Raw genomic sequence first — 15,465 nt, forward strand, 5'->3', positions numbered from 1 at the left:
GTCAACCGGCTGAGGCCTGCTTCCTGGCCTTGGCCGCCGCCTTCATCTCCTGCTTGTGCGCGCGCACCTTGGTCAGCGACTCCGGGCCGGTGATGTCGGCGACGGAGCGGAAGGACCCGGGCTCGCCGTAGGCGCCGGCCGCCTCCCGCCAGCCCGTGGGCCGCACACCGAGCTGCTTGCCGAGCAGGGCGAGGAAGATCTGGGCCTTCTGCCGGCCGAAGCCGGGCAGCTCCTCCAGCCGCTTGAGCAGCTCCTTGCCGGTGCCGACGCCGTCCCAGACGGCGCTCGCGTCGCCGTCGTAGTGCTCGACGAGGTACTGGCAGAGCTGTTGGATGCGCTTGGCCATGGAGCCGGGGTAGCGGTGCACGGCCGGTTTGTCCGAGAGGAGGGCGGCGAAGGCCTCCGGGTCCTGCGCGGCGATCTCGTGCGCGTCCAGGTCGTCCGCGCCGAGCCGGTCGGCGATCGTCCGGGGTCCCTTGAACGCCCACTCCATGGGCACTTGCTGGTCGAGCAGCATTCCGACCAGCGCGGCGAGCGGGGAGCGCCCGAGGAGCGCGTCGGCCTCGGGGTCCTGGGCGAGGTGAAGGGTGACGTCCATGACCCCGATCATGCCGCGTGTGGGGGTGGGGTGCCTGTCCGTGGGGCGGTGGAGGGCTGCCGGGCCGTGCGCGGTGAGGACGTACGCGGTCGAGCTGCCCTGCCTGCCTGCCTGCCTGCCTCGCTCGGCGTGGGCGCGGTCAGGCCGCTCGCCAGTACCCCAGCGCGTGTGTGCGGTCCTTGGGGACGCCCAGTTCCTTGCGTACGTACGCCGAGAGCGTGCGGGTGGTGCGGGTGTCGCAGGCGATCCAGACGTACGGGTCCGGGGTGGCCGTCAGCAGGTCCGGCAGTTCCGCCTTCACCCGGTCGACCAGGTGGGCGCCGGCGTCGCGGCGCGGTACGTGCCGTATCTCGTGCCGGGACGGGTCGGCGCGGAAGGGGAGGTCGTCGGCGGTGCCCTCGAACCAGATGGTGGCCGGGGCGGAGCCCAGGGCGTCGAGGAGGGAGTTGATCGCCGGGAGCGAGGCCGGGTCGCCGATGGCGAGGACGTGGGAGGGGACGGGCGCGGGCTGGTCGAAGCCGGTGCCCTGGACGGTCGCCTCGATGGTGTCGCCGGGCTGCGCCGCCCGCGCCCAGTCGCTGGCGGCGCCCTCGTGCAGGGCGAACTCCAGGGAGAAGGTCCCGGCCGCCGGGTCGGGGTCGACCAGGGTGTACGCCCGCTGGTGCGGCTTGCCCGCGCTGGTGAACCAGAGCCGGACCCACATCGTCGGATGGACGCCGGTCGCGGCGAGCAGGCCGCCGTCGGTGAGGTGCAGCCGGCGGTAGTGGGGGGTGACGTCCTCGGCGCCGGTCACCGTGAGCGTGAAGTCCTTCGCCCGCATCAATCTGAGGACCGCGCCCTCCCAGCCCCGCCCCTGCGCCATGTCCTCTTCACCTCTCGCGTACGATTCGTGCACTGATTGATTAGGTAAGGCTAACCTAAAACCTAGAGAGGTCACAGGGTGACGAGCGCGACCGACAGACCTGACGGTGTCTTCCGGGACGCCTGGGGCATTCCGCACCTGCGCGCCGGCAGCGCCCGCGCCCTCGCCCGCCTCCAGGGGCTGGTCACCGCCCGCGACCGCGCCTGGCAGCTGGAGGTCGAACGGCACCGCGCCCGCGGCACCTCCGCGTCCTTCCTCGGCCCCGAGGCCCTCTCCTGGGACCGCTTCGTCCGCCGCGCCCGCCTCGACGACACGGCCCGCCGCTGCTTCGCCACACTCGAGGAGCGCGACCCGGAGACCGCCGACTGGGTGCGATCGTACGTCGACGGCGTCAACGAAGGTCTGGACGGCACCTCCGCCCCCGAGTTCACCCGCGTCGGCCTCGCCCCGGGCCGCTGGGAACCCTGGACCCCGCTCGCCGTCTGGCTCTCCACGCACATCCTGTTCGCCGGCTTTCCCGCCAAGCTGTGGCGTGAGGAGGCCGTCCGGCACCTCGGCGAGGGCGCGGTCGGGCTGTTCGCCACCGACGGGCCCGCGACGTCCGGGAGCAACGGCTGGCTCGTCGGCGGGGAGCGCACCCGTACCGGGCAGGCCGTCATCGCCGGCGACCCGCACCGCTTCATCGAGGATCCCGGCGTCTACCAGCAGATCCGGCTGGCCTGCGACGAGTTCGACGTCGTCGGGCTCGCCGTGCCCGGTGTCCCCGGCATTGCCCACTTCGGGCACACCGGCACGGTCGCCTGGGCCATCACCAACGCCATGGCCGACTACCAGGACCTCTACCGCGAGCGGCTGCGCCGGACAGGCGCCGGTGTCGAGGCCCTCGGCCCGGACGGCAGCTGGCGGCGGGTCGCCCGGCACACCGAACTCGTCCGGGTCGCGGGGGAGGAGACCGCCGAGGTCGAGGTCCTGGAGACCGAGCGCGGCCCGGTGATCGCCGGTGGTCCGGAGGGCCTCGACGACGGCACCCCGCTCGCGCTCGCCCTGCGCTACCCGCCCCGGGTGACCGGTGACCTGGGCTTCGGTGCCCTGCTCCCGCTCCTGCGCGCCCGCCGGGTCGCCGATGTCGACCGCGCCTTCGACGTCTGGGCCGAGCCGGTCAACGTCGTCCAGGCCGCCGACACCGAGGGCGGGCTGCTGCACCGGGTCGCGGGCCGTGTACCGGTGCGCTCCGAGGCCAACCGCACCCGGCTCGTCCCCGCCTGGGAACCCGGCCACGAGTGGACCGGCTGGCACGAGATGCCCCGCGCCGGGCTCATCGACGGCATCGCGGTCATGGCCAACCAGCGCGGCCCCGCCGCCCCCCTCGGCATCGAGTTCGCCCCGCCGCACCGCGCCGACCGCATCCGCGAGCTGCTGGCGGAGCGCCGGGAGTGGTCCGCGTCCGACATGCCCGCGATCCACATGGACACGTATCTGGCCTCGGCCGCACCCCTGCTGGACCACCTGGCCGACCTCGACGAACTCAGCGAGCAGGCAAGGGAGGTGCGCGACCGCCTCCTGCGCTGGGACCGCCGTATGGACGCCGGCAGCCAGGAGGCGGCCCGGTTCGCGGCGCTGCGCGGCGCGCTCGTCCGGCGCCTCGCCGCCGAGCCGGCCTTCGCCGCCCTGACCGCCCCGCCCGCCTACCCCGAGGTCCTCCTCCCCTGGCTGGCCCTCCTCCCCCGTATCGGCTTCGCTCTCGAACACCTCCTGCGCGCCGAGGAGCTGTACGGCATCGACCGGGCCGCGCTCGTCCGCGCGTCCCTAGAGGAGGTCGCCGGGCAGCCGGCCGCCCACTGGGGCGACACCCACCGCCTCGCCCCCTGGCGGGCCCTGCCCGACCCCTCGTACGAGGCCCCGGCCCTCTCCGGCGACCACGACTGCGTGCTGTGCACCTCGGCCGTGCCCGGCTGGACCGACCTCGCCGCGCGCGGCCCGGCCGCCCGCTACGTGTGGGACCTGGCCCGCCGCGAGGACAGCCGCTGGGTGGTGCCCCACGGCGCCTGCGGCCACCCCGACAGCCCCCACCACCACGACCAGCTCCCCCTCTGGCTCACGGGCGAGCTGGCCCCGGTCGTCACCGACTGGGCGCAGCTGAAGAAGGAGAGCGATGTCTGACCCCTATGTGTACGAGCAGGCGGCCGACGGTTTCGGCACCGTCGGCATCCGGCCCCTCGACGCCGAGGGCGACGCCGACGTCGTCCACGGCTGGGTGAGCGAGGAACGGGCCGCGTTCTGGGGCATGAACGGCCTGACCCGGGACCAGGTCGTCGAGATCTACGCCCACATGGCCGGCCTCGACACCCACCACGCCTTCCTGGTCGAGCTGGACGGCACCCCGGTCGCCCTGCTCCAGACGTACGAGCCGACGGAGGACCGGGTCAGCGAGTGCTACGAGGCCGAGCCTGGTGACATCGGCGTCCACGTGCTCCTCGCGCCCGCCGGGGAGCAGGGCGCGCGGCCGGGCTGGTCGTCGGCGCTGATGGGCGCCTTCGCCTCGTACGTGCTGCGGGGACTGGACCGGCGGCGGGTCGTGGTCGATCCGGACGTGCGCAACGAGAAGGCGGTCGCCCGTTTCCTCCGGCAGGGCTTCGAGGCCGGGCCGGTCGTCACACTGCCGGAGATCGACCTGCCGGACGTGTACCTGCCGGAGAAGAAGGCCCAACTGGCGTTTCTGCGGCGGGAGGTAGCCTTCCCCGGGTGACGTCCCCAGGCCGCCCGCCGACCCCCGAAGACCTCGTCGCCCACTACGGGCTGGAGCCGATCCCCCGTGAGGGCGGGCTGTTCCGGCGTACCTGGGCGGGGCCCGAGCGGGCCGACGGGCGCCCGGAGGGCTCCGCGATCGTCGCCCTGCTCACCGCGGACGACTACTCGGCCCTGCACCGCCTGCCGAGCGACGAGGTCTGGCACTTCTACCTCGGCGACCCGCTGGAACTGCTGCTCCTCGCCCCCGACGGCACCTCCCGCACGGCCGTGCTCGGCCCCGACGTCCTCGGCGGGCAGCAGGTCCAGCTCACCGTCCCGGCGCGCACCTGGATGGGCGCGCGGGTGACACCGGGCGGCGCGTGGACCTTCTTCGGCTGCACGATGGCCCCCGGGTTCACCTACGGGGACTACGAACACGGCGACGCGGCCGACCTCACGGCGCGTTATCCGGACCGGGCCGACCGGATCACGGAACTCTGCCGTCCATGACGACGTTGGCGGCGGGCCAGGTGGCCCTGATCACGGGCGCGGGCGGCGGCCTCGGCCGCGGGATCGCCCTGCGGTTCGCGCAGGAGGGCGCGGCGGTCGCGCTGCACTGCCGTACGGGAGTGGAGGTGGCGCGTGAAGTCGCCGTGGCCGTCGAGGCGTCGGGAGGGCGAGCCGTCGTCCTCCAGGCCGACCTGACCGTCGAGGACGAGTGCCGGCGGGTCGTGCGCGAGGCCGCGGAGTGGGGCGAGGGACGGCTGACGGCGCTGGTCAACAACGCGGGCGTGCAGCCCGTACAGCCGCTGCCCGGGATGACGGCGGCGGACTGGCGGGCGGTGGTGGACACCAACCTGACCAGCGTCTTCGCCTGCACACAGGCGGCGGCAGAGGTGATGCGGGAACGCGGTGGCACCATCACCCACATCGCCTCGGTCGAGGCCGCGACGCCCGCCGAGGGCCACGCCCACTACGCCGCCTCCAAGGCGGCGGTCGTCCTGCACGCCCGTGCGGCGGCCCGCGAGTACGGTCCGTACGGCATCCGCGTCAACTCCGTCTCGCCCGGCCTGATCGAGCGGGAGGGCCTGGCCGAGGCCTGGCCCGAGGGGGTGCGGCGGTGGCGGGAGGCGGTCGCGGTCGGCCGGCTGGGCCGCCCCGAGGACGTCGGCGACGCCTGTGTCTTCCTCGCCTCCCCGCTCGCCTCCTGGATCACCGGCCACGACCTGGTGGTGGACGGCGGGGTCTCGGCGCGGACGACCTGGTGAGAACGGCGTGGTCGAGAACGGCGTGGTGAGGAGTACCCGGTGAGCGTGTGCGGGCCGCCGTCCGTACCTGTCCCCGAGCACACGAGTCCGAAGTACGGAGCGGTGACGTGAGCAAGGGGCGCGATGGCGGACGACGGGACGGTACGCGAATCGGTACCACAGGACGCGGCGGCCGACGACTTCAAGGGCTGGTGCTGCTGGGCACCCTGCTGGTCCTGCTCCTCTTCACAGGCGCGGGCCAGGCGTCGGCCCACGCCGCCCTCCGCAGCACCGATCCCGCCGACGGATCCGTCGTCAAGACCGCTCCCCGCGACATCACCCTGACCTTCACCGAGTCCGTCGGCCTGCTCGACGGCTCCTTCCGTGTCTTCGACCCCGACAACCAGCGGGTGAAGACCGGTGAGGCACGGCATGTGGAGGGCCGGGGGGACGCCGTGCGGGTCACCCTGCCCGAGAAGCTCGGCACCGGCACGTTCACGGTGGCCTGGCGGGTGGTGTCGGCGGACAGTCACCCGGTCGGCGGGGCGTTCACCTTCTCCGTGGGCAAGCCGTCCGCGACCAGGGCCGTCCTGACCGACGGTCCCGTGGAGAACCCGGCCACCGCCGGCCTCTTCAAGATCGGCCGCTACCTGGCGTACGGCGCGGCGGCCGTCCTCATCGGCGCGGCCCTCTTCGTCGCCGTCTGCCGTCCGCCGGACGTCCGCCCCCTGCGCAAGCCGCTGGTGGTGGCCTGGTCGGTCCTCGCCAGCTCGACGGTTTTCCTGCTGCTGCTCCGCGCCCCCTACGAGACCGGCAGCGGCCCGGCGCAGGCCTTCGACCCGTCCGCCCTCACCCGCACGTTGTCCGGCCGCCCCGGACTGGCCCTGGTGGCCCGGCTGGCGCTGCTGGCGGCGGCCGCCGTCCTCCTCGTACGACAGCGCAGGCGGGAGCAGGTCTCGCGCGCGTCCCTCGCCGTCGGTGCCGTCATCGCCGTGGGTATCGCGCTGACCTGGGCCGCCGCCGAGCACGCGTCGGCCGGTATCCAGGTCCCGGCCGCGATGACGTCCTCGGTGCTGCACCTGCTGGCGATGGCGGCCTGGCTCGGCGGCCTGACGGCCCTGCTGACCCTGCTCCACGGGGGTGCCCTCCCGGCCCGCGTGGCCGCCCGCTTCTCCCGGCTGGCCGCCGCCTCGGTAGCCGTGCTGGCGGTGACGGGCGTCTACCAGGCCTGGCGCGGGCTCGGCTCCCCCGACGCGCTGACGGACACCCCCTACGGCCGGCTCCTGCTCGCCAAGCTGGCCGCGGTGGCGCTGCTGCTCCTGGCGGGCCTGTCCTCGCGACGGTGGACGGAACGGCTGGTGAGAACGGAGGAACAGATGACTTCGAAGGCAGGTGTGCAGCAGGAGGCGACTGCGGAGGCGGGTGTGAAGGCGGAGGTGACCGCGGAGGCGGGTGTGAAGGCGGAGGTGACCGCGGAGGCGGAGGTGACCGCGGAGGCGGGTGTGAAGGCGGAGGTGACCGCGGAGGCGGGTGTGAAGGCGGAGGCGACTGCGGACGAGGGTGTGAAGCAGGAGGTGACTGTGGCCGCCGGCGTGAAGAACCAGTCGCCGGTACGGGAACGGGTCCCGCAGCCGGTCGGCGGCCCCGCGCTGCCGGACGAGCCTCTGGCCGAGGCGCCGCCGCTCACCCCGGCCGAGGACCCAGTGCTCACCTCGGCCGAGGACCCGGTGCCCACCCCGGCCGAGGCGCCGCCGCTCACCCCGGCGGAGCCGCAGCCGCTCACCCCGGCCGAGCACGCGCACCGCCGCGCCCTGCGCCGCTCCGTCCTGGCCGAGGTCGCCGTCTCCGTCGTGGTCCTGGGCCTCACCACCGTGCTGACGGGCACCCTCCCGGCCCGCGCGGAGGCCGAGGCGGCCACCACCGAGCAGGCCGGCGGCCTGCCCGTCGCCTCCGTGACCGAGGTCCCCTTCGACATGAGCACTCCTGGCGCCCCCAACGCCCGGGGCAAGGTCCAGATCACCCTCGACCCCGGCCGCGTCGGCGAGAACTCCGTCCAGGCCGTGGTCTACGGCCCCGACAACGGCTTCGTCAGCATCCCCGAGCTGCGCATGTCCTTCACCCTCCCCAGCCAGGACGTCGGCCCCCTCGACGCCAAGCTCGTCGACCGCGGCGGCTACTGGAGCGCCACCTCCGTCAACCTGCCCATCCCCGGCGACTGGGAGATGAAGGTGACGGTGCGCACATCGGAGGTCGACCAGGTGAGTGAGACGAAGCTGGTGCGGATCGTGCGCTGAGGCGCGGCCGTACGACTCCCCCCTGCCGTGGGGCGCTTGGGGCTGCGCTGAAGTGCGTTGCTCCGGCAGTCCCGCTGCCGAAGCACTGGAATGGATGGACGCCGAGCGTGCCCACCTCATCCGCGCAACGCCGTCCGCCCCCGGCAGGGACGACCGTCAGCGTTTCCCGGACCAGTCCGCAGGGCGCGTCGCCGCGCCGCAAAGGGAGACGGGAGCGCGGGTCGCTGCTGCGGGATCGTCACTCGATGTGTTGATCCGGCCCGCTGTCCCCACCCTGCCCGGCCGCACCACGGCACCCTGGGAGCGCCGCGGATCCCCTCCGCCCGAGGGTCGGCACACGCCTCGTGAGCAGGGAGAACGTCATGCAGCAGGAGACGGGTCCGGAGGACTTCGCGAGGGCGATGCGCCGCCTGCGCGACGAACGCGGACTGTCACTGGCCGAGCTGGCGGCCGCGACCCGGTACAGCAAGAGCCACCTGTCGAACATCGAGCACGGCCGTAAGCGTCCGCACAGCGATCTCGCGGAGCGGCTGGACCGCGCGCTGCGGGCGGGAGGCGAGCTGCGCCGCCTGTGCGAGGTGCCCGCACCCCGTCCGGGGCAGCGGACCGGGCCGTGCCCCTACCGGGGACTGGCCTCGTTCGAGCAGGGCGACGCCCGCTGGTTCTTCGGGCGCGAGAAGGTCACCGCGCTGCTGGCGGAGCGGGTGCGGCGGGCGGTGCGGGACGGCGGGCCGGTCGTGGTGGTCGGCGCCTCCGGGGCGGGCAAGTCCTCACTGCTGCGGGCCGGTCTGCTGTGCCGGGCGGCGGAGGGAGCGCTGGGCAGCGGGGACTGGCAGGGCGTGATGGTCACCCCGGGGCCACGACCTGTCGACGCCCTCGCCCACGCGCTGGCCACAGCCGTGCACGACGGCGAGGAGACCGGGAGCGAGGAGACCGTCGGCCAAGGGCCCGTCGGCAAGGGGCCCCTCAGCGAGGGCTCCGTCAGCGAGGAGCCCGTGCGCAAGGAAACCGTGCGCGAGGGTTCCGTCAGCGAGGAGCCCGTGCGCAAGGAAACCGTGCGCGAGGAGCCCCTCACCGAGGAAACCCTCGCCGAGCGGATCCGCGCCGGCGCACCACTGCCCGGCACGGACCGGATCCTGCTGATCGTGGACCAGTTGGAGGAGACGTTCAGCCTCTGCGAGGACACCGCGGAGCGCACCGCCTTCCTCGACGCCCTGTGCGCCGTACCGCTCGCCGTCCTCGCCGTGCGCGCCGACTTCGTCGACCACTGTCTGACCCACCCGGGCCTGGTGTCCGCTCTGCACCACCCCGTCGCGCTGGGCGGCATGAGCCGCGGCGAACTCGCCGAGACGGTCCGCGGGCCGGCCGAACTCGCCGGGCTGAGTCTGGAACCCGGCCTGGTGGACGTACTCCTGCACGACCTCGATCCCGGCGGTCACGGATACGATCCCGGCGCCCTGCCCCTGCTCTCCCACGCACTGCTCGCCACCTGGCAGCAGCGGACCGGGAAGCGCCTGACCATCGCCGGATACCACCGCACCGGCGGCATCCGCGGCGCCGTCGCCGAGACCGCCGAACGCACCTATCTGGACCTCTCCGGTGCGGACCGGGCCGCCGCCCGCCGCCTGATGCTGCGTCTGGTCCAGGTAGGGGACGAGGGGGCGGACACCCGCCGCCGCACCGACCGGAACCACCTCGGCGCCGACGAGGAGCGGGCCCTGGCCGCCTTCACCCAGGCCCGGCTGCTCACCGTCGACGGCACCACGGTGGAGATCTCCCACGAGGCGCTGCTACGAGCCTGGCCGCGCCTGGCCGGCTGGATCGACGCCGACCGGGACGGCATCCGTACCCACCAGAGACTGACCGAGGCAGCCAGGGCCTGGACGGCGGCCGGCCGCGCTCCCGAACTCCTGCTGCAGGGCGCCGGACTGGCCGTCGCCGCACAGTGGGCGGCCGACCACCCCACCCAGGTCGAGGACATCGAGAGTGAGTTCCTCGCCGCGAGCACCCGTGAGGCACGACGGGGGCTGCGCCGCCTGCGCCGCGCACTCGCCGCCCTCGTCGGCCTGACGACGCCGCCCCACCCCCACCTCCGACGCACTGCGCCGCCACACCGCCCATCTCGTCGGCCTCGCCTTCACCGCCGACGGACACACCCTCCTGACGGCGGCGCAGAACGGCACCGCCGTCCTGTGGGACACCACCCGCCCGGACCACCCCACCGTCCGCGACACCCTGCACAGCCCGGGGGAGACCTTCACCGACGCCACGATCTCCGCCGACGGAACCCACGTGTGGACCACCGGCGGCCCCACAGCCCGCCGCTGGCTCACCAACCCGGCCCACACGGCGGACATCCTGTGCGCCACGGCGCCCACCCTGCCCACCCGGCCAACCTGGCAGAGCCGGCTGCCGGACTTCGCGTACCGACGGATGTGCGGATGAGGCGCCATGGAAGAGCCCTGAGGCTCTCAGCGGTTGCTCATTCGGGTGCACACCTTGTGCAGGTTTCTTTCACCGTGTCCAGGATTGACCTCGCGATGGGTTCCCTCACGAAGGTGGAAGACGATGCCGACATATGTCACGTTGCTGAACTGGACCGATCAAGGGATCCGGAACTACAAGGACACCCCGAAGCGTGCGGAGGCCTTCGCCGCAGCGACACAGAAGCTCGGGGCGAAGCTCCTGAACCTCTACTGGACCGTCGGTTCGTACGACCTCGTGGCCGTCGTCGAGGCACCCGACGACGAAACCGCCACCGCGGCGCTCCTGCAGCTGGGCGGGGTGGGCAACGTCCGCACCACGACCATGCGGGCCTTCGACCGGGAGGAAATGGACCGCATCATCGCCAAGGCCGCCGGCTGAGGCACGTCAACCTTGGCTGTGGACGGCTGCGGCCCCCGGAGCTGCGAGGAAGCACCGTTCCTCAGAGCTTGCCCCCCACCAGGACCGTGCGATGGCCACCCAGCACGCGTGCGAATCGTTCGAGGAAGCCCGGGCTGAACTCGGGCCAGTCCCAGAACTCGAAGCCCAGGTAGCCGAATGCGTAGTAGTCGTCGTCCCAGGTCCACGCAGTAAGGTCACCGGCTCGACTGCAGCCCGGGCAGGCAACGGTGGCTCGGCCCGTGTCGTACCAAATGTCGATGGCCTTGCTGAAGGGCTCCCAGGCACCCTCGATCAAGTCCCACTCATCGGTATACAGGTCCACGTGGCCGGCACAGTGAGGGCAAACGGCGTACATGGCATCGCCCTGGCCGCCCTGGAAGACGGTTCGGCCTGTTTCGATGTTGAGTCCGTCGCTGGGCTCCCAGTCCTCCTGCCCGACCGCCTTGGCCCAGAGCGGACCGGGTGGGTGTCCCAGCGGGGCGCCGAGAACACAGTCGGTGCGCTCGGCGCGGACTATCCCTTCCTCGACGAGCCAGTCAAGGCCGCGAGCAGCGAGTGCTGTCGCGTCTGCCGGCGTGGCATCCAGATCGACGACGGTTTGAAAGTGGTTTCCCATGAGGGGTGACAGTAGAAGACCCCACCGACAACAGCTGAGGACCGCTCAACCTCGGATCAGAGGACCTGAGTAGACGTCGACCTGGACGCGGAGTACATCCTCATCGAGCTCCTTGGCAGTCGTGACGAGCACGCTGCGACTCGGGTCTACCACCTCGCCGGATCCAGGCTTCAACTATCCACCGGTTGCAGCTCATTGGCGATCAGGGCTGGTCTTCCAACGCCGCGTATGCTCGCTCGACCTCGCCCAGGTACTGCCCCAGGCGGAAGCGAACCTCCCCGATGGGCCTGCCATCGGGGCCCGGGTACATCAGGTCGGACCAGATGACCGTCTCTCCCCGGAGCCGGACCCGGATGGTCAGCCTGTCCGGCCCTGGCTCGGGCTGCTCCTGGGTTGCCACATCCACCGTGCACGGCATATCCGTCGGATAGAGCGGTCCGCCTGGGCGGAGCAGCCGCCTCGGATCGAGGCCGGCCATTCTGCTGTCGCTGCGCGCGACCACGTCGAGGCCATCGACGAAGAGGTACGTGTGAACGGCAGCACACGCCGGCGGTCCAGGACACGCGCCGATGAGCAGCGTGCTCACCGCACCACTGCTTCGCCCGTCGGGCACGGTGGCCCTCACCTCGCGCGGGGACCTACGCGGCATCCGCCTGATGTGACGTCATGGGCCGATGCTAGCGGCCACGCCGCCGAGTCAAGCCGACAATGCGCCGTCCCACACCGAGGACGGTGCCCGTGCTCATCAGTGGCTGAACCGCCACACCGATGCCGTGCCGCCGGTTTCGCGGTCGGCGACCGAGTCCAGCAGCGTGGTGAGGCGGGCGGACGGCGTGCCGGTGACAAAGGCCGTGAGGTCGGCGCCGAAGCTCGTCGGCTGGCGCCGCGGGTCAGACCTTTTTGACGACGATCGAGTCAGGGACCAGCCGTTCCAGGTCGTCCACGTCCGAGGTGAAGACGGTGACCTGACCCTTCTGCTGCCGGGCGATGACGGCAAGTACCGCGTCGATCGCATACTTGTGGCCGTGCAGCTTGGCGTCGGCCAGGAGCCGACGGGCCTGGCGTGCCTCGTCCTTTCCGATCTCGGCGACTTTGAGTCGCGAGAGGACCCAGTCCCAGCGCTGCTCGGTGGTTCTGCCGTCGTATGCCTCGACCAGCGTCATCGGTGATGTCACCACCTCGGCCTCGCCCCGCGCCGCGAGGTCCAGCCAGGCGATCAGCTTCCGGTCACCGCGCACAGCGAGGGACAGGGCCTCGCAGTCGAGCACGAAGATGCGCAGCCGCGGCTGCCCGTGCTCACCGGCCCGTTTCTTCACGCGGCCTCTCCGGCGTCGTGCTTTGCGACGGCGTGGCGTCGCTCGTGCTCGGCGTCGAGGTCCGCCAGCTCCTCCAACGCTTCCGCATGTTCGTCATCGGTAACGGGACCGTGTTCCTCCTGCAGCCAGTCCACGAGTTCCCGCAGCCGGTCCCGGTCACGCTTGAAGCGCAGTGCCTCTGCGACGTATGCCGACAGACCCCGCTCCGCCGCCTCCGCACGGATCTCGTCAAGGAGATCCTCAGGGATGGTCACCGTCACCTTCTTGGTCGCCATACAAGGCACCATACTCCCAGTGTCGAATCCCTTACCAGGCGGTCCCTGCGGCAGGCTGGAGTGCGGCCTGCGCACGCAAGTCGACCCTGGCCGGTTCGGCCGTCGAAGGCCGGAAACGAAGTCGGCGGTCAGGCGGCTGTGGCGGGGCGTGGGCTGCCGTGGAACACCTGGCTCGCGTGCCAGGCGCGATGGGCCGGCGCGATGGAGCGGATGCCCGGCTGAGGGCCGACGAGCGGACGGCCCGCGAGCGCTATGACGTGTTCGTGGGCGGCACGGCTGTGGCCGACGAACCGTTGTGAGACCAGGATGCGGTGGCTGTCGCCGACACCGAGGACACCCTTGTCGAAGAGCTTGTGGTGCAGCGAGCACAGACACAATCCGTTGTCGACGTCGTCAGGACCGCCGAATGCCCACCACCGCACATGCGCGGCCTCCAGCCCGACTGGAACCGCGCCGATCCGGCCGTCATAGCCGCAGAAGGCGCACCGATACTCGTAGGCCATCAGCACCAGGTCCCGCATTCGTGGGTCCCGGCGCCTCCGCACGGCCGAGACCCCGGCGGTCTCGGCCTGCTCCAGCTCCAGGCCGACGGCTTCGCACAGCTCGTCGTGAAGTGAGGGCGGGAAGTTCAGGTCGAGCAGTACCCGCGCCATCCGGCCGAGCAGCGATGGCTCACGCAGCAACGCCGTGCGCAGTTCGGGCGTCAGGCGCCCTGCCGCTCCCGCGGCCCGCAGCTCTCGTACCCCGCTTCCGGGGCTACCCGGTCCGCGATCGGTATGCACCTCCCACACCCCGTCACTGACCAGGTGGTGAAACGGGTAGGCGGGCGTCGTCTTGTTGGGCGGCCCGTACTCGGACAGCAGCCGCTTCAGGTCCTCCTCCACTGCGCTGTACCGCAGCTCGTCGTCGGCACCCTGCTGGAACCGGCCGAGGGCGTACAGAAACAGCAGCGGCTTGTGCGGAGCGCGAGTCCCGCTTCTGGTCCACTGCCTCAGCTTCGCGGTGCGCTCCAGCCAGTCCATGACCGGCGATCGTAGTGGCGTCCTCGGACACCGTCCGGGACTTGCGTGAGCAGGCGGCTGACGGCGGCCCGGAGTCGCAGAGATCTGCGCCAAATGATCGAAATGAACAATGGGCGGCTGGGCGTCGGCGCCGGTACGGCTCCGGGTCTCGTCTGAACGGCCATGAACGGCGCTGAATGAGACGGAAACCGAGACGGGCGTTGGCGTCCAGCCGGTACAGGTGTCGTCGGGCTAGAGGCCGCGCAGTGCCTCGTAGAGGTCGCCGTAGGCGCTCCAGCAGGTGACGCTGCCGTCGTCGTTCAGACTGCCCATGTACCAGTCGTCATCGTTGACGGCTTTCACCAGGCAGAGCCCGTGAAATCCCAAGACGATCTCGGGGTGGAGCGGCTCGCCTTGTGCCGGCCAGCCTGTCACGACTCGATCGGTGTCGAGAGGCGTGCCCTCCCGGTCGCCGGAGGCCTTACGGATCTCCTGGGAAGCCAAGGGTATGTAGGGCTTGCTCCAGGCTTGACCTGCGGCGGAGTAGCGGCGGGGCCTGGTGGGCGGTCGACCGGTTCTCCGGTGTTCCCCGTGGTTCCCCCCCACGATCTGGCATGAGGCTGGCACGGACGTGACCGACGTCGACTGCGTCCTGTGACATCGAACTTGAGCCCGTGCCATCGAAGTCTGGCGGAGTACGTCAGGGGCGCTTCGGTTCTTGGCCGCTGCCTCCAGCCCGGCGAATGTGCACCGTGCCGGCATCCAGGTCGACGCGGAATGGCGGTGGAAGGAGAACCCACCCAGCCCCGAGTCGCCGGCCTGACCCGCTGATCAAGATTCTCCGCCTGCACCAGGAAGCCCAGGAGCGGGAGCGGATCGCGGCCGGTGCCGACTGGGAGGGCAAGGGGTACATTTCGCCTCGCCGACCGGCGGGCCGCTGAGCCCGAACCCCGACTTCCATGTCTGGAAGCGGCTCCTCCGGGACGCGGGCGTACGAGACGGCCGTCTCCATGACGCTCGCCACACCGCCGCGACCGTCCTCCTGATCCTCGGCGTCCCGGACGTCGTGATCGACTCGATCATGGGTTGGGAGCCCGGGGGAGCGGCACGCATGCGCGCCCGCTGCATGCACGTGACGGGGACCATGCTCCGCAAGGTCGCGCAACAAGCCGGCGACGCCCTCTGGGAGCCGCCGAGCCCGCCTGCCACCGGCCGAAAAGCCGACTGAGACGGAAACTGACACGGACGAACGCCAGAGGGCCGGGCCACTTTCGTGGTCCGGCCCTCTGGGCTGGCGGAGGATACGAGATTCGAACTCGTGAGGGGTTGCCCCCAACACGCTTTCCAAGCGTGCGCCCTAGGCCTCTAGGCGAATCCTCCGCCGGAAACATTACATGACCGAGAGGAGTGCTCGCGAACTCGTTCCCTGCCCCTGGCATCGGGTAACCTGGGCGCAGCCCCTCACGCGGCGCTATCTGACTGAACTCCCCCAGGGCCGGAAGGCAGCAAGGGTAGGTCGGCTCTGGCGGGTGCGTGGGGGGCGCTTGTGTTCCCGGGGCGAGTCAGGGCTGCTGCCCGGGGTGAGCCAGGGCGGGTTCCCGGGGTGAGCTGGGGCGGGGCCGGTTGTCAGTGGGCGCCTATAA

The 15,465-nt window shown here is 71.8% G+C and carries 15 protein-coding genes, 1 tRNA gene, 1 other RNA gene and 1 pseudogene; 9 read left to right on the forward strand and 9 right to left on the reverse strand.

The window, feature by feature from the left end:
* Position 1: 1 nt before the first annotated feature.
* Positions 2-598, reverse strand: a complete 597-nt coding sequence (locus IE263_RS03080; protein WP_189931855.1) for an HhH-GPD-type base excision DNA repair protein — start codon at positions 596-598, stop codon at positions 2-4.
* 139 nt (positions 599-737) lie between these two features.
* Entirely contained in the window at positions 738-1,460 is a 723-nt protein-coding gene (locus IE263_RS03085; RefSeq protein ID WP_189931857.1) for a siderophore-interacting protein, read from the reverse strand.
* Between the two features lie 78 nt (positions 1,461-1,538).
* Between IE263_RS03085 and IE263_RS03090 the strand changes: the two genes are divergently transcribed.
* From IE263_RS03090 to IE263_RS03115, 7 genes and pseudogenes are all read left to right on the forward strand, one after another.
* A complete protein-coding gene (locus IE263_RS03090; protein ID WP_189931859.1) occupies positions 1,539-3,620 on the forward strand; it encodes a penicillin acylase family protein in 2,082 nt (693 codons plus the stop codon).
* Positions 3,613-4,206, forward strand: a complete 594-nt coding sequence (locus tag IE263_RS03095; protein ID WP_189931862.1) for a GNAT family N-acetyltransferase — start codon at positions 3,613-3,615, stop codon at positions 4,204-4,206. Before IE263_RS03090 ends, IE263_RS03095 begins: the two co-directional genes overlap by 8 nt.
* Entirely contained in the window at positions 4,203-4,697 is a 495-nt protein-coding gene (locus tag IE263_RS03100) for a cupin domain-containing protein (RefSeq protein WP_189931864.1), read from the forward strand. The genes IE263_RS03095 and IE263_RS03100 overlap by 4 nt, the downstream gene beginning before the upstream one ends.
* Positions 4,694-5,455, forward strand: coding sequence for an SDR family NAD(P)-dependent oxidoreductase (locus IE263_RS03105; RefSeq protein ID WP_189931867.1), 762 nt, complete (start codon positions 4,694-4,696; stop codon positions 5,453-5,455). The genes IE263_RS03100 and IE263_RS03105 overlap by 4 nt, the downstream gene beginning before the upstream one ends.
* Before the next feature lie 191 nt (positions 5,456-5,646).
* Entirely contained in the window at positions 5,647-7,728 is a 2,082-nt protein-coding gene (locus IE263_RS03110) for a copper resistance CopC/CopD family protein (protein ID WP_189932052.1), read from the forward strand.
* A 401-nt stretch (positions 7,729-8,129) separates the two neighbouring features.
* Positions 8,130-9,620 (forward strand): annotated as a pseudogene (locus tag IE263_RS49890) (XRE family transcriptional regulator); the annotation flags it as partial.
* Between the two features lie 676 nt (positions 9,621-10,296).
* A complete protein-coding gene (locus IE263_RS03115) occupies positions 10,297-10,593 on the forward strand; it encodes a GYD domain-containing protein (protein ID WP_189932053.1) in 297 nt (98 codons plus the stop codon).
* 61 nt (positions 10,594-10,654) lie between these two features.
* On the opposite strand, the gene IE263_RS03120 is transcribed toward IE263_RS03115, so the two are convergent.
* The 6 genes from IE263_RS03120 to IE263_RS03145 form a co-directional block, all read right to left on the reverse strand.
* Positions 10,655-11,230 carry a hypothetical protein gene (locus tag IE263_RS03120; RefSeq protein ID WP_189931869.1) on the reverse strand — a complete coding sequence of 192 codons (576 nt, stop codon included), beginning with the start codon at positions 11,228-11,230 and terminating at the stop codon, positions 10,655-10,657.
* 202 nt (positions 11,231-11,432) lie between these two features.
* Positions 11,433-11,816 (reverse strand): hypothetical protein, encoded by a 384-nt coding sequence (locus tag IE263_RS03125; RefSeq protein ID WP_229910768.1) that lies wholly within the window; start codon positions 11,814-11,816, stop codon positions 11,433-11,435.
* A gap of 304 nt (positions 11,817-12,120) precedes the next feature.
* Positions 12,121-12,546, reverse strand: a complete 426-nt coding sequence (locus IE263_RS03130) for a PIN domain-containing protein (protein ID WP_189931871.1) — start codon at positions 12,544-12,546, stop codon at positions 12,121-12,123.
* Positions 12,543-12,821, reverse strand: coding sequence for a ribbon-helix-helix domain-containing protein (locus IE263_RS03135; protein ID WP_189931873.1), 279 nt, complete (start codon positions 12,819-12,821; stop codon positions 12,543-12,545). Before IE263_RS03135 ends, IE263_RS03130 begins: the two co-directional genes overlap by 4 nt.
* A 128-nt stretch (positions 12,822-12,949) precedes the next feature.
* Positions 12,950-13,843: a phosphorothioated DNA-binding restriction endonuclease gene (locus IE263_RS03140; RefSeq protein ID WP_189931874.1), complete on the reverse strand. Its 894-nt coding sequence runs from the start codon at positions 13,841-13,843 to the stop codon at positions 12,950-12,952.
* Between the two features lie 231 nt (positions 13,844-14,074).
* A complete protein-coding gene (locus IE263_RS03145) occupies positions 14,075-14,257 on the reverse strand; it encodes a hypothetical protein (protein WP_229910769.1) in 183 nt (60 codons plus the stop codon).
* 502 nt (positions 14,258-14,759) lie between these two features.
* Here IE263_RS03145 and IE263_RS49895 point away from each other — a divergent pair.
* The gene (locus tag IE263_RS49895) at positions 14,760-15,050 is read left to right on the forward strand and encodes a site-specific integrase (protein WP_373311850.1); all 291 of its coding nucleotides are present in this window, start codon (positions 14,760-14,762) and stop codon (positions 15,048-15,050) included.
* Between the two features lie 64 nt (positions 15,051-15,114).
* Here IE263_RS49895 and IE263_RS03155 read toward each other — a convergent pair.
* Positions 15,115-15,202 (reverse strand) — tRNA-Ser (locus IE263_RS03155).
* A 72-nt stretch (positions 15,203-15,274) separates the two neighbouring features.
* Here IE263_RS03155 and ffs point away from each other — a divergent pair.
* An RNA gene (ffs, locus tag IE263_RS03160) (signal recognition particle sRNA small type) lies at positions 15,275-15,373 on the forward strand.
* The last annotated feature ends 92 nt before the right edge of the window (positions 15,374-15,465 follow it).

Source organism: Streptomyces aurantiogriseus, from assembly GCF_014649375.1.
GTDB classification, from domain to species: Bacteria; Actinomycetota; Actinomycetes; order Streptomycetales; family Streptomycetaceae; genus Streptomyces; species Streptomyces aurantiogriseus.